This is a genomic window from Agrobacterium sp. ST15.13.015, assembly GCF_027871645.1.
In the GTDB taxonomy this organism is placed as follows: Bacteria; Pseudomonadota; Alphaproteobacteria; order Rhizobiales; family Rhizobiaceae; genus Agrobacterium; species Agrobacterium leguminum.
Genome location: NZ_JAQAHF010000005.1, coordinates 177,663 through 190,887 on the forward strand (window position 1 = coordinate 177,663; position 13,225 = coordinate 190,887).

A 13,225-nucleotide genomic window follows, 5' to 3' on the forward strand; every position below is an offset into this window, starting at 1 on the left:
CTCATTCCGAAATGATCTTCACCCGTTGACCCGGCTGAATGGTGGCCGTGGCGCTCATGGCATTGATCATGCGGAACATGTCGAGCTTCCGGTCGGTTCCCATCATCCGCGCCGCCATCGTCGCCACGGTTTCACCAGGCTTCACCGTCACCACCCGTACCCTGAGCGGCTTCAGCGAGGCGATTTCCTGCGGCGTCATCTTGCGGAAACTGGTGCGCAATGTATTGGCGATGGAATCGAGCTGCGTATTGCCCTTCGGCACGGCGGTCAGGAAACGGAATATCTGCTGGCCGACACGAATGACGGTCACGTCGAAGTCCCATTTATCCGCACTTGCCCGGGCTGTCGCGGCCTCCAGACCATTGATCTGGGTTTCCTTGACTGTTTCCGGCAACAGGCCGGCAACCCAACCGCTGGTCAGGTAATTGGCAAGGCTCGTCTGTTTCGGATCGGCAACGCCGTCGAAACGGATGGCCATATCGCCCGGTCCCGTCGCCAGAACGGCCTCGACCTTGTTGTCGATGACGAAACCTTCCGGCACATCGAAACGAATGCCGAGCGTTCCGTGCAGGAACGTCTGGCCGCGGACATAACCTTCCTGCGGGCTATCGCCATAGAGCAGGCCGTCTATGCCATCCAGAAACCAGTCGCGACCACGATCCCCGACCTGACCGTCCTGGCCGAAGGCGCGAGCATGACGGCGCGCAAGCTCGATGCGCTGCGGCGTGTTGGGGTGGCTGGAAAGGAAGTCGAGGCTCTGGTCGTTTTCGGGATCAGCCGAAGAGAACCGCGCATAGGCCGCCATGGAATCCAGAAAACGCGGTGAGGCAAAGGGGTCGTAACCGGCCTCACCCAGCATCCGCACACCGATCACATCCGCCTGCAATTCCTGCTGGCGCGAAAAGGCCGCGAGCCGCAGCTTGCCGCGCGCAAGCGCCTGCTTGCCAGCAAGATCGCTCGACAGCACTTCGGCCACCACGCGGCTGGCAATCACCTCCGCCTCTTCGCGGCGCTGGCGTTCGATGCCGTGATTGGCGGTGACATGGCCCATCTCATGCGAAAGCACGGCGGCCACTTCCGAAGCATCGTTGGCAAGCGCCAGAAGCCCGCGCGTCACGTAAAGATATCCACCCGGCAGCGCAAAGGCGTTGATGGCCGGTGAGTTGAGGATGGTGATGCGGTAAGACTGTTGCGGATTTTCCGAAACGGCGGTCAGCGCACCGGCAATGCGCGCGACAAGCCGTTCCGTCTTGGCGTCACGATATTCACCGCCATAACTCGCCACGATGCGCGGATGCTCGCGCGCGCCCATCTGGGCGCGGGGATCATTCTTCTGCACCTCTTCCACGGTCTGTGGATTATCCGACGGGCGCAGGGTGGACTGGTAGGCCGGGCTGAAAAGAGACTGGCACGACGACAGGAACACCGCAGACGCGGTCAGCACGGAACAGGCGGCAGCGATCCTGCCCGAACGGCGAAGGCCTGAACGGGAGAAGAGCCTCCACTGTGCAGTCATGCTATTTCTCATTCTCTATGCCTGCCCCTAACGTTCCTGATCATCCGTTAATTGCAGACCAGAATAACAGATTCGCCCCAACGGGCGATGAATGCCGAAACGGTAAAAACGATCCATCAAGTCCGGATTATTCCTGAAGAACGCAATAATTCCCATCTTTTCTCGGGCAACAACTTGAAACTGGCAAGTGCAAATTAGCGCCATTGAAGTCATCTAAAGCGATTGCCAGCGGCACACGTCGAAAATAAGGCGATCACCCGTTCAGAAAACTGTCCACCGCCTTCACATTTTGTGTGGCGAAGAAATCTGCGGTCGAGCCGACATAGACAACCCGGCCGCGATCAAGAAAAATCACCTGCTGCGCCAGCTTCTTTATGTCTTCGGGATGGTGGGTGACAATAATCACCGTGTTTTTTGTTTCTCCATGCAAGTCGAGAAGCAGGGAGGTCATACCCGCCCGCAGTCCCGGATCGAGTGCGGCAAAGGGCTCGTCGAGCAGCATGACCGGTTTTTTCCTGACCAGCGCACGCGCCAGCGCCGCTCTCTGCCTTTCTCCGCCGGAAAGCGTGCCCGGCAAACGTTTGTCGAAACCCGCCAGACCGACACGTGCAAGCGCCATCTCAATCCGCTCCCGGTCTTCCACCCGCAATTTCAGCCCGGGGCTGACACCGAGAGCGACATTGGTGAAGATATCGAGATGCGCAAACAGATTATTATCCTGAAAGATCGATGAGACCGGTCTTTCCGAAGGATCGAGCGCCGTCATGTCCTGCCCGCCGATCATCACGCGGCCGGAATCCGGCGCCTCGAAACCGGCGACGAGGTTGAGAAGCGTCGACTTGCCCGAACCGGACGCGCCGACGACGGCGGTTATTCGGCTCTGCGGGAATGTGCAATCGAGGTCGAAATCCTGTGTTCCAAGCCGCAGCCTGACCTTGTCCAGTTCAACGGCAAAATCATCGCCTGTCATATGCTCGCCCTTGCTGATTGGGATTGCCGTGCAACACCGCCTGCGGCAAGCAGCAGGCAGACGATACCGAGAAGGAAGGCATAACCGGCGGCGTCATTGGTACGATAGCTGCCCATATTGCTGTAAACCAGCCATGGCAGGGTGACGAAACTTTCCGACCCGAACAGGGCAACCGCGCCTAAATCGCCGAGAGACAGGGCCATGGCGAAGGAAAACGCCATGGCCAGCGGCCGCCACAGAACCGGAAGATCGGCGAACCGCAGCCGCGTCAGGCCCTGAAGCCCGAGACTGGCGGAAAGTCGGCCGGTGCGCAAAAAATGACTGGTACAGGCCGGCTCCAGCACCCGCATGGCAAGCGGCAAAGCCATCAGCATGTTGATGAGCGCCACGAGAACTGGCGCGTAAAAGCTGACATCGCCGAAAACCCGCAATAACAGGAACCACCCGCTTCCCAATACGACAGGCGGCACCAAAAGCACCAGCGAAGACCCTGCCCAGAGCATGGCGGAGAGGAAGCGCAGGGGTTGCCCCGCCCGCCGTCTGGAGCCTATCGCCTGGCGTGCGCCGATGATCGCCATGCAGCAAAGCACGACAAGGGCCGCGGACAGTGCGGCGATTGCAAGACTGGTCGCCGCCGCACGCAGGAAAATCGGCGCGGACAGAAGACGCGGCAGATCGGCCCTCAAACCCGAGACAGCGATGGCGACAAGCGGCAGGCCGATCAGCAGAACAGCGAAAACGATTGCCGCGCCATCCCAGAGGCGGGCACCGATGCCCTTTCCGTCGAAACGGCGAAGGGAACGACCAAGCGAGGGAATTTCCGCTTCAGGCGACGGCAAAAAGGCAAGAAGGCCAAGCAGGATTGCGGTGAGGGCAATTTGCAAAACCGAAAGCGCAATCGCCCGCTGCGGATCGAAATCGAACCGCAGCGCCTGATAGATCGCCACCTCCAGCGTCGTTGCCGCGGGCCCGCCGCCCAACAGAAGAACGAGCGTGAAGCTGGTGGCGCACAGCATGAAGACAAGCCCGGCAATGCCGGGAACGAGACGCGCGACCGCCGGCCATTCGATAAAACGGAAAATCGAAACCGGCCCCATGCCGAGACTCGCCGCCATGCGCCAATATTCGCCCGGAATGCGCTCCAGCCCTGCCAGCATCAGCCGCACTGAGAGCGGAAGATTGAAAAACACATGGGCAATGAGGATGCCGGACAGGCCGTAAATGCTGAAAGGTTCATCCGCCCCGGCAAAAACGAGTGCCGAATTCAAAACGCCCTGCCTGCCCCAGATGGTGATGATACCGAAGGCGCCGACGATCACCGGCAGACCCATCGGCACCGCCATCAGTCTGACGATCCAGATCCTTCCTGGAAACTCGCGCCGACGGCAAAGCGCCAGCGCCACCGGCAGGCCGAGACCAATGGAAAGAAGAGTGGAAAGCGTTGCCTGATAAAGCGTGAAACGCAGGATGCGCAGCGTATAGGTATCCATGATGCCGGCAGCGGACACGCCGGCATCAAAGGACAGGAGAGCCGCAACCGCGAGCGCCATGAACAGGAAAACGGCGGCAAAAGCCGCCGTTCCGAAAATGATCGACCGCCGGTAATCGCGACGCAGCATCATGCGCGGGTGTGCCTCTTCCTCAATTCATGCTCATGGCGGTAAGCCATTCATCGATCCATGCCTTGCGGTTCTTCGCCACCTCTTCCGGATCCATCAGGAAAGTCTTCTGCGGCACCACGAGTTTTGAAAACGCCTCCGGCAAGGGCTTCGAGGTTGCCGCAACCGGCATCATCCAGTTGTTTTCCGGAATGGCATCCTGAAAACCGGATGTTAGCGTGAAAGCGAGGAACTGCTTTGCCAGTTCCTTGTGCGGCGCGTTTTTGAGGAGACCGGAAACCTCGATCTGGATGTAATGCCCTTCGGAAAAGGCGGCGGCCTGATAACGATCCGTTTTTTCAGCGACCATGTGATAGGCGGGCGAGGTGGTGTAGGAGAGCACCATCGGCACCTCACCCTTGGTGAAGAGGCCATAGGATTCCGACCAGCCCGGCGTAACGGTGAGAATGCGCTTCCTGAGCTTTTCCCAGGCCTCCGGGGCCTTGTCGCCGTAAACCGATTTCACCCATAGCAGCAGACCAAGCCCCGGCGTGGAGGTGCGCGGATCCTGAATGACGATTTTCTGCGAGGGGTCGCCTTCCACGAGGTCTTTCAGGCTCGTCGGCGGGTTTTTCACCGTCTGCGTATCATAGATGACAGCGAAATGACCGTAATCATAAGGAACGAAAACATCGTCCGTGTAGCCGCCCGGCACCTTCGCCGCCGATGCATCGATGCCGCTGACATCGAATAGACCGGTCTGTTTTGCTTCCGCGACAAGATTGGTGTCGAGACCGACGACGACATCCGCCTTGGACCCCGCCCCTTCAAGCTTCAGACGATTGAGCAGCGCCACGCCATCGGCCACGCCGACGAAATTGACCGTGCAATTGCAAACCTTCTCGAAGGCCTCCTTTACCTTGGGACCGGGACCCCATTCGGAAACGAAGCTTTCATAGGTGTAGACAGTCAGCTCCTGTCTATCCTGTGCGACGGCAAGACCGGGCAGAAACAGCGAGGCGGCAATGAGGGAATTCAGGAAAAGACGACGGCGCACGGGTATCTCCTCAAAAAAACGATAGGGAAATAGCCGCCTGCGTTAAAGCCGTCTAATCCCTCCGCCGGTATGAACCGGATCAGGTTCTTCGGGTTGGCAAGCCTCTCAGCCTTTCGCACCCAAGCGCAAAAGACACCCCGTTAGATCAAGATGATGGTGTAGTCCCGCCGTCCCTGATTGGCAAGATGGCCGAGGTCAGCCCTGTTCCGTCATATGCACCAGTTCCCAGACGTGCCCGTCGGGATCCTGAAAGCTGCCGGCATACATGAAGCCATGGTCCTGAACAGGCTTCCAGCCGCTGCCGCCGGAGGCAAGCGCCGTGGCGATCATCCGGTCGATTTCTTCCCTGCTTCCGGCGGAAAGACAGGTCAGAACCTCGGTGGTTCGCGTCGCGTCGGCAATATCGCCGTTGATGAAATCGCGGAAACGTCCCTCCTGGAGAAGCATCACGAAGATGTTCTCTTCCACGATCATGCAGAGCGTGCGGTCATCCGAATATTCCGGGTTGAAGCTGAAACCGAGAGCAGTGAAGAAGTTTCTTGATGTCTCGATATTCTTGACCGGCAGATTGACGAAAATCATGCGCATTTTCACAACTCCTCCAAACGAACGCCGGCATAGAACGGCAATTCTGCTTTTCTGTCAAAGGCCGAAGGAGGACCGGTCAAACGGGGAACTGATTGCCTTCAGCCCTCCAGTTCCTCGCGCAGCATTTCCAGTTCCAGCCATTCTTCTTCCATGGCCTCCAGCTTGTCGCGCAGCTTCGACATTTCCTGCGCCAGCGTGTTGAAGGCCGCCGGGTCCTTTGTGAAAAGTTCCGGATCGGCCATACGCTGCTCGCGTTTTGCGATTTCGCTTTGCGCCTTTTCCATCTCCTTCGGAAGGTTTTCGAGCGCGAATTTCTGCTTGAAGGAAAGCTTGCCCTTGGCCTTTGAAGGATCCTGCGATGCAGAGGCCGAAGGTGCGGCTTTCGCCTTTTCCTGTTTCTCAGCCTTGCGTTTTTCTTCCGCCGCACCCTTGCGCTGCGCCATCATGTCCGAATAGCCACCGGCATATTCGATCCATCGTCCGTCCGGTTCGTCCGGATTGACGGGCGCGATGGTGGAGGTGACGGTGCGGTCGAGGAAATCGCGGTCGTGGCTGACGAGGATAACGGTGCCGGAAAAGCCCGCAACGATTTCCTGCAGCAGATCGAGCGTTTCGATATCGAGATCGTTGGTCGGCTCGTCGAGGATCAGAAGATTGGTCGGCCGGGCCAGAATGCGCGCCAGAATAAGACGCGCGCGCTCCCCGCCGGAAAGGTTACGGATCGGCGTGCGGGCCTGTTCCGGCTGGAACAGAAAGTCTTTCATATAGCCGGTCACATGCTTCAATTCGCCGTTGACCAGCAGATTTTCACCGCGGCCATCAGTCAGATAATGCGCAAGCGTATCGTTGGGATTGAGATCCTCGCGTTTCTGGTCGAGCGTCGCGATTTCCAGATTGGTGCCGAGCTTCACGGTGCCGCTATCGGGCTCCAGTTGGCCGGTGAGCATCTTCAGAAGCGTGGTTTTACCGGCGCCATTCGGGCCGACGAAACCGATGCAATCGCCGCGATGGACGCGCAGCGAAAACGGCGCGACGATCACGCGCTCGCCATAAGCCTTGGTGATGGCCTCGGCCTCGATGACCAGCTTGCCGGATTCACGCCCTTCGGTAACGGTCGCCTGCACCGTGCCCTGCGGTCCCTTATGGCCGCGATATTCCGCACGCATGGCCTGAAGCTCGCCAACGCGGCGCATGTTGCGCTTGCGCCTTGCGGTCACGCCATAACGCATCCAGTGTTCTTCACGCTCGATGGCCTTGCCGAGCTTGTGCTGTTCCAGTTCTTCCTCTTCCAGCACCTTGTCGCGCCATTCCTCGAAATGGGCAAAACCGCGATTGAGACGACGGGACTGGCCACGATCCAGCCAGACGGTCGAGGTCGAGACCTTTTCGAGAAAACGCCGGTCATGCGAAATCAGCACCAGCGCGCTGCGCGTCTGCTGCAGCTCGCTTTCAAGCCATTCGATGGTGGGCAGATCGAGATGGTTGGTCGGTTCGTCCAGCATCAGGATATCGGGTTCCGGCGCCATGACGCGGGCAAGGGCCGCACGTCGCGCTTCACCGCCGGAAAGGCTCGCCGGATGTTCCTGCCCGGTGAGACCGAGATGCTCCAGAAGATAGGTGACGCGATAGGGATCGTCACCGGGGCCGAGCCCCGCTTCGGCATAGGCCTGAACCGTGTCGTAACCGGCAAAATCCGGGGCCTGCTCCAGATAGCGGATGGTGGCGGCCGGATGCCGGAAAACCTCGCCCGACTGCGCCTCGACCAGACCCGCGGCGATCTTCATCAGGGTGGACTTGCCGGAACCGTTGCGCCCGACAAGGCAGATGCGGTCGCCCGGTTCCACCTGGAGATTGGCGCCGTCGAGCAGCGGGGTCACGCCGAAGGTCAGCTTGATGTCATCGAGTTTCAAAATAGGGGGTGCCAAGGCGTCAGGCTCCGGTCAGATCATAAGGGCGGGCGAGCACGATGGCTTTTCCGCTTTTCAGCGAGAAATGCACGGGGCCGCCATTCGCGACATTGGAAATAGTGCGGGACGAACCGAAAGCAAGCGCGAAATCCTTCAGCGGATAACGCACATTGCCGATATCGAGCCCCTCAAGGGCCGTAAATCCGGCAACCGAAAACAGCGAAGCAGGCGGCAGATCGATATCCAGCGAACCGGCAAGCAGCGGCCGCGCCTCTTCTTCACCTGACGTCAGCGTAACGTCGATACCACGTTCGGCAAGCGCCACCGCGTAAAGGAGGTGCTGAAGCGCATGGTCGCTTCTCGCGCCTCCAAGCGCACCGACAAGCACCAGCGAATGCGCACCACGGGAGAGAGCTTCCGATACCGCGATCTCGCCATCCGTCACCGCCTTTGCGGCCGGGTATGGCTGCCGCGCCACATCGGGCCAGGCCTCCAGCAACTCTTTGCTGGCGGAATCGAAATCCCCGACCCACAACTCCGGCGCAAGGCCAAGCGGCCGGGCATGGCGCATGCCGCCATCGGCCGCAATCACACGGCTATCCGCGACCGCTGACTTCAGACGATCGGTCACCGTGACATCGCCGCCAAGCAGAATGGTGAAGCGCTCTTTATCCATGCCCTGCCTTATCGCACCTCGGCCAAAAATGGAAAGCGGAAACCCGATGAAATCGGCCTATATTGATTTTCGCCGGCTTCGGGATTATGAAACGCCTCAGTGGTGATTTGCCGACCGGCTTGCAGCCACTTTAAAGAAGTCGCTAAAGGGTCGAGGAAAAAGGCAATTTCCTGGGACCGGTCGCGATTTCGCTGCCGGTTTTTTTGTTTTCGCAACGTTCTTTACGTGATCCGGAAAAGAGAGTTCGACATGCCGATCAAGATTCCCGATACGCTTCCCGCTTTTGAGACCCTCGTTCATGAGGGCGTGCGGGTCATGACCGAAACGGCGGCCATCCGGCAGGATATCCGCCCGCTCCAGATCGGGCTTCTCAACCTCATGCCGAACAAGATCAAGACGGAAATCCAGATGGCGCGCCTTGTCGGCGCATCGCCGCTGCAGGTAGAGCTGTCGCTGGTGCGGATTGGCGGCCATCGCGCCAAGAACACGCCGGAAGAACATCTTCTATCTTTCTACGAGACGTGGGAGGAAGTGCGCCACCGCAAGTTTGACGGTTTCATCATTACCGGCGCGCCCGTGGAAACGCTGGCCTATGAAGACGTGACCTACTGGAACGAAATGCGACAAATTTTCGAATGGACGCAGACCAACGTTCATTCGACGCTGAATGTCTGCTGGGGCGCGATGGCCGCCATCTATCATTTCCACGGCGTGCCGAAGCACGAGTTGAAGGAAAAGGCTTTCGGGGTCTACCGTCACCGCAATCTCTGCCCCTCATCGATCTATCTGAATGGCTTTTCGGATGATTTCCAGGTCCCGGTCTCGCGCTGGACGGAGGTACGCCGCGCCGATATCGAAAAACATCCGAAACTCGAAATCCTGATGGAATCCGAGGAAATGGGCGTTTGTCTGGTGCACGAGAAAGAGGGCAACAGGCTCTATATGTTCAACCATGTCGAATATGATTCGACATCGCTTTCAGACGAATATTTCCGTGACGCGAATGCCGGCGTCCCCATCAAGCTTCCGCATGATTATTTTCCACACAACGACCCGGCGCTTGCCCCGCTCAACCGCTGGCGCAGCCATGCCCATCTGTTTTTCGGCAACTGGATCAACGAGATATACCAGACGACACCCTATGATCTCGAATCCATTGGCAAACTCGCCGCGTAAAGCGCGTCGCGTTTTATCGAACGCATGCGACGCGCTTTCGTTTTTGTTTTAAGCATGTCTTTGTCCCAAAACCGCGGCGCACTTTTGGGAGACATGCTTTGAATTGCGGGATTGCGAATTGCCGGGAAATGACGCAACGTCCGCCCGGCAATTCGCAACATCAGGGAGAATGACGATGAGCGACGCGGCGGCGCGGGAGAATTTCGGTTTCACGGCGACCGGCGAAAAAGTCGAACGCGTCACCATCTCGAAAGGCGGTTTGACGGCCAAGGTCATCACGTGGGGCGCCGTCATTCAGGATCTGCGCCTCGAGGGCCACCAGCCGCCGCTCGTGCTCGGCTTCGACAAGTTCGAGGACTACAAATATTCCTCCTATTTCGGCGCCACGCCCGGCCGCAACGCCAACCGCATCGGCGACGGGCGGTTCTCCATCGACGGGCACGACTACCAGCTGGAGCTCAATGAAAAAGGAGTAACCCATCTGCATGGCGGTAGCGACGGCATGGGCAAGCGCAACTGGATGCTGATGGAACATGGCGAAAGCCACGCGGTTCTGCAGATCATCGATCCCGATGGCCGCGCCGGTTATCCCGGCAATTGCACGGTCACGGCCACCTATACGATCCTCGACGGCGGCGTACTTTCGGTGGTCTATGAAACGGTGACCGACAAGCCGACCATCGCCAATGTCTGCCAGCATTCCTATTTCAATCTCGATGGCGCAGACACCGCGCTTGGGCATGAGATCAGCATCGCGGCTGATTTTTACCTGCCCACCAATGACAAGCAGATACCGACGGGCGAAATCCGCTCCGTCGAAGGCACCGTCTTCGACCTGCGCCACCCGACACCGATGCGGCGCAAGGAGAATGGCGAGCAGGTTCTCTACGACCACAATTTCTGCCTGTCGCCCGAGCGCCGCGCAAAACGCAAGGTCGCCCGCGCCTATTCGCCGGCCTCAGATATCGCCCTTGAGGTTCACACCACCGAGCCCGGTGTGCAGTTTTATTCGGCCTTCAAACTGGACGTTCCGGTTCCCGGCCTCGATGGCCGTCACTATGGCCCCTTTGCCGGTTTCTGCCTGGAAACGCAGATTTGGCCGGACGCCGTCAACCACCCGGATTTTCCGCACGCCATCCTGCGGCCGGGTGAAACCCTGCGTCAGGAAACCGACTATATTTTCAATAAAGGCTGACGCGGCGCGCCGGGGTCAATCCAGCACGCAGCCGACATAGCCGCCGGAGGCACGCGCGCGCCGTTCGATAAGGCCGGCAAGCCGTTGCAGCCCGCGTCCCGGCTTGCTGGCGACGCGGTCTATGGGATTAGGCAGCGAAACCGCCAGCAGCGCCGCCTGACGGGAGCTCAGTTTTGCGGCCGGCACCTTGAAATGGTGCTGGGCGGCAGCCTCGATTCCATAAATGCCCGGTCCCCATTCGGCAACGTTGAGATAAATCTCCATCATCCGTTTTTTCGACCAGACGAAATCGGCAGCAATCGCCAGCGGCAACTCCAGCCCTTTGCGCAGGAAGGAGCGGCCGTTCCATAAAAACAGGTTCTTGGCCGTCTGCATCGGAATGGTGCTTGCGCCACGGGTGGACGCCCCGTCGAGCGCGTTGCTGACCACGGACTGCATCTGGTTCCAGTCCACGCCGCCATGAAAACAGAATTGCCCGTCCTCGGACATCATCACGGATTGAACAAGGCGCGGCGAAATATCCTCGAGCGGCACCCAGCGCCGGTCATAACCCTGAAAGGTCACCAGATCGGCGAGCATCAGCGTCGAGACCGGCCGGATAAACGGCAGCGCATAAACCGGAATCAGCAGATAGGGCAGGATCAGCAAAGCCAGCAAGGTCATGACGATACGCTTTGCCAACGTGCGAAAATCCACCTTCGGACTGCTCCGGTCTTCCGCCAGCACGGCGTAATCTGCGTCGCTTTCAGGCGTACTGCTCAATATTCGTCAAAGCCCCGCACCAATTGAAGCCTTTCATAGTCCATTGCCGCCTTCAAGGCGAGTCCGCTCAAATAGTTGCACCTCTGGAATCACGAAAAGGTTTGCCTGCATTCGCGCGGCATGCCAAAGAGCGCGGCATGGACGTTGCGATGACAAATTTCGAAACGAAGCTGCGCGAAAACGCGGCAAAAACCGAAGCCCTGCTTGGTCGCCTGCTTTCCGGCGAAGCCCGCGCGGATGAGATCACGCGCCCGCAAAACCTGCTCGACGCCATGCGCCATGGCGTGTTGAACGGCGGTAAGCGCCTGCGACCCTTCCTCGTCATCGAAAGTGCCGCCCTTGCGGGCGGGAATGCCGAAGCCGCCCTTTATGTTGGCGCGGCATTGGAATGCCTCCATTGTTATTCGCTTGTTCATGACGATCTGCCGGCCATGGACGATGACGACCTGCGCCGCGGCCAGCCGACCGTGCATCGCAAATTCGATGAGGCGACAGCAATTCTCGCCGGCGACAGCCTGCTGACGCTTGCCTTCGATATCATCGCATCGGACGAAAATCCGCTTGCGGCCGAGCGCAAGGCCGCGCTCGTACTTTCGCTTGCCCGCGCGGCGGGCATCGGCGGTATGGCCGGCGGCCAGGCGCTCGATCTCGCTGCGGAGAAAAAAGCACCTGATGAAGCCGGTGTCATTACATTGCAGGCTATGAAAACCGGTGCACTGCTGCGTTTTGCCTGCGAGGCAGGCGCAATCATCGCCGGCAGCGATGTTTCCGAAAGGCAAAGGCTGCGTCTCTTCGGCGAAAAGATCGGCCTCGCCTTCCAGCTTGCCGACGACCTTCTGGATTTGACGGCCGATGCCGCCACCATGGGCAAGGCAACCGGCAAGGACGCCGCGCGCGGCAAGGGAACGCTCGTGGCGCTGCGCGGCGAGGACTGGGCGCGCAACCAGCTGCGGGAGCAAGTGGCGGAAGCCAGCGAACTGCTGGCCCCTTATGGCGAAAAGGCCGCGATTCTCATCGCGGCCGCCAGATTCATCGCTGAACGAAAGAGCTGAGCGGCTTCCACTCAGCTTTTCATCATCCAATCAGCCCTTGAGCGGCGAGATCAGCACTTCGACGCGACGGTTCTGGGCGCGGCCATCCGGCGTTGCATTCGAAGCGATCGGCTGCGACGGGCCGAAGCCGAGCGTCGAAATACGGCGCTGATCGACGCCACGCGCGCCGAGATAATTGGCGACCGATGCGGCACGACGTTCCGAAAGGCCCTGATTGTAACCGGCGCTGCCGGTCGAATCGGTATGGCCGTTGATGTCGATCAGCGTGCGGTTGAACTTGTTCAGCACGATGGCGACGGAATCGAGCGTCTGATAGAATGGCGGGATTACCTGATCCTGGTCCGTCGCGAAGGTGATGTTCGACGGCATGTTGAGAACGATGCTGTCGCCACGGCGGGTAACCGAAACGCCGGTTCCCTGAAGCTGGGCGCGAAGCTCGGCTTCCTGGCCATCCATGTAATTACCGATGGCGCCGCCGGCGAGCGCGCCGATGCCCGCACCGATAAGCGCGGCATTACGGCGACCGGTCGGCGAACCGCCGACAGCCAGACCGCCCAGAGCACCGACCACGGCGCCGATGCCGGCGCCGCCCGCCGTGTTCGACATCTTCTGCTCACCCGTATAGGGATCGGTGGTGGTGCAGGCGGAAAGATAGGTCCCGCAAAGGGCGACGATCGCGATTTTTTTGATCATGTGTTTTGATGCTCCGAGAGGTTCAGGAGGTATGA

At 59.4% G+C, this 13,225-nt stretch carries 12 protein-coding genes and 2 riboswitches; of the genes, 3 read left to right on the forward strand and 9 right to left on the reverse strand.

Annotated features, from left to right (window positions below):
• Position 1: 1 nt before the first annotated feature.
• The 7 genes from PIB16_RS10055 to PIB16_RS10085 all read right to left on the reverse strand — a co-directional run bounded on the left by PIB16_RS10055 (position 2) and on the right by PIB16_RS10085 (position 8,312).
• Positions 2-1,516, reverse strand: a complete 1,515-nt coding sequence (locus PIB16_RS10055; RefSeq protein ID WP_174044926.1) for a M48 family metalloprotease — start codon at positions 1,514-1,516, stop codon at positions 2-4.
• A 253-nt stretch (positions 1,517-1,769) separates the two neighbouring features.
• The gene (locus PIB16_RS10060; RefSeq protein WP_174044929.1) at positions 1,770-2,486 is read right to left on the reverse strand and encodes a thiamine ABC transporter ATP-binding protein; all 717 of its coding nucleotides are present in this window, start codon (positions 2,484-2,486) and stop codon (positions 1,770-1,772) included.
• A complete protein-coding gene (gene thiP, locus PIB16_RS10065; RefSeq protein ID WP_174044932.1) occupies positions 2,483-4,108 on the reverse strand; it encodes a thiamine/thiamine pyrophosphate ABC transporter permease ThiP in 1,626 nt (541 codons plus the stop codon). Before thiP ends, PIB16_RS10060 begins: the two co-directional genes overlap by 4 nt.
• A gap of 19 nt (positions 4,109-4,127) precedes the next feature.
• The gene (gene thiB, locus PIB16_RS10070) at positions 4,128-5,141 is read right to left on the reverse strand and encodes a thiamine ABC transporter substrate binding subunit (protein ID WP_174044935.1); all 1,014 of its coding nucleotides are present in this window, start codon (positions 5,139-5,141) and stop codon (positions 4,128-4,130) included.
• A gap of 39 nt (positions 5,142-5,180) precedes the next feature.
• Positions 5,181-5,291, reverse strand: a riboswitch (TPP riboswitch).
• A 45-nt stretch (positions 5,292-5,336) separates the two neighbouring features.
• Positions 5,337-5,729 carry a VOC family protein gene (locus PIB16_RS10075; RefSeq protein WP_003520331.1) on the reverse strand — a complete coding sequence of 131 codons (393 nt, stop codon included), beginning with the start codon at positions 5,727-5,729 and terminating at the stop codon, positions 5,337-5,339.
• A gap of 98 nt (positions 5,730-5,827) precedes the next feature.
• Positions 5,828-7,654: an ABC-F family ATP-binding cassette domain-containing protein gene (locus PIB16_RS10080; protein WP_080815582.1), complete on the reverse strand. Its 1,827-nt coding sequence runs from the start codon at positions 7,652-7,654 to the stop codon at positions 5,828-5,830.
• A gap of 4 nt (positions 7,655-7,658) precedes the next feature.
• Positions 7,659-8,312 (reverse strand): thiamine diphosphokinase, encoded by a 654-nt coding sequence (locus PIB16_RS10085; protein WP_142844407.1) that lies wholly within the window; start codon positions 8,310-8,312, stop codon positions 7,659-7,661.
• Positions 8,313-8,401: 89 nt separating this feature from the next.
• A riboswitch (SAM riboswitch) is annotated at positions 8,402-8,478 on the forward strand.
• An 83-nt stretch (positions 8,479-8,561) separates the two neighbouring features.
• Between PIB16_RS10085 and metA the strand changes: the two genes are divergently transcribed.
• The gene (gene metA, locus PIB16_RS10090) at positions 8,562-9,488 is read left to right on the forward strand and encodes a homoserine O-acetyltransferase MetA (RefSeq protein ID WP_078052334.1); all 927 of its coding nucleotides are present in this window, start codon (positions 8,562-8,564) and stop codon (positions 9,486-9,488) included.
• Between the two features lie 175 nt (positions 9,489-9,663).
• Positions 9,664-10,683, forward strand: a complete 1,020-nt coding sequence (locus PIB16_RS10095) for an aldose epimerase family protein (RefSeq protein ID WP_271045554.1) — start codon at positions 9,664-9,666, stop codon at positions 10,681-10,683.
• Between the two features lie 15 nt (positions 10,684-10,698).
• Here PIB16_RS10095 and mtgA read toward each other — a convergent pair whose 3' ends face one another.
• On the reverse strand, positions 10,699-11,445 hold the full coding sequence (gene mtgA, locus PIB16_RS10100) for a monofunctional biosynthetic peptidoglycan transglycosylase (protein WP_078052332.1): 747 nt from the start codon (positions 11,443-11,445) through the stop codon (positions 10,699-10,701).
• 137 nt (positions 11,446-11,582) lie between these two features.
• Between mtgA and PIB16_RS10105 the strand changes: the two genes are divergently transcribed.
• A complete protein-coding gene (locus tag PIB16_RS10105; RefSeq protein WP_271045555.1) occupies positions 11,583-12,497 on the forward strand; it encodes a polyprenyl synthetase family protein in 915 nt (304 codons plus the stop codon).
• Positions 12,498-12,527: 30 nt separating this feature from the next.
• Here the strand turns inward: PIB16_RS10105 and PIB16_RS10110 are convergent, their stop codons facing one another.
• Positions 12,528-13,190 (reverse strand): OmpA family protein, encoded by a 663-nt coding sequence (locus tag PIB16_RS10110; protein WP_003520323.1) that lies wholly within the window; start codon positions 13,188-13,190, stop codon positions 12,528-12,530.
• Positions 13,191-13,225: the final 35 nt, after the last annotated feature.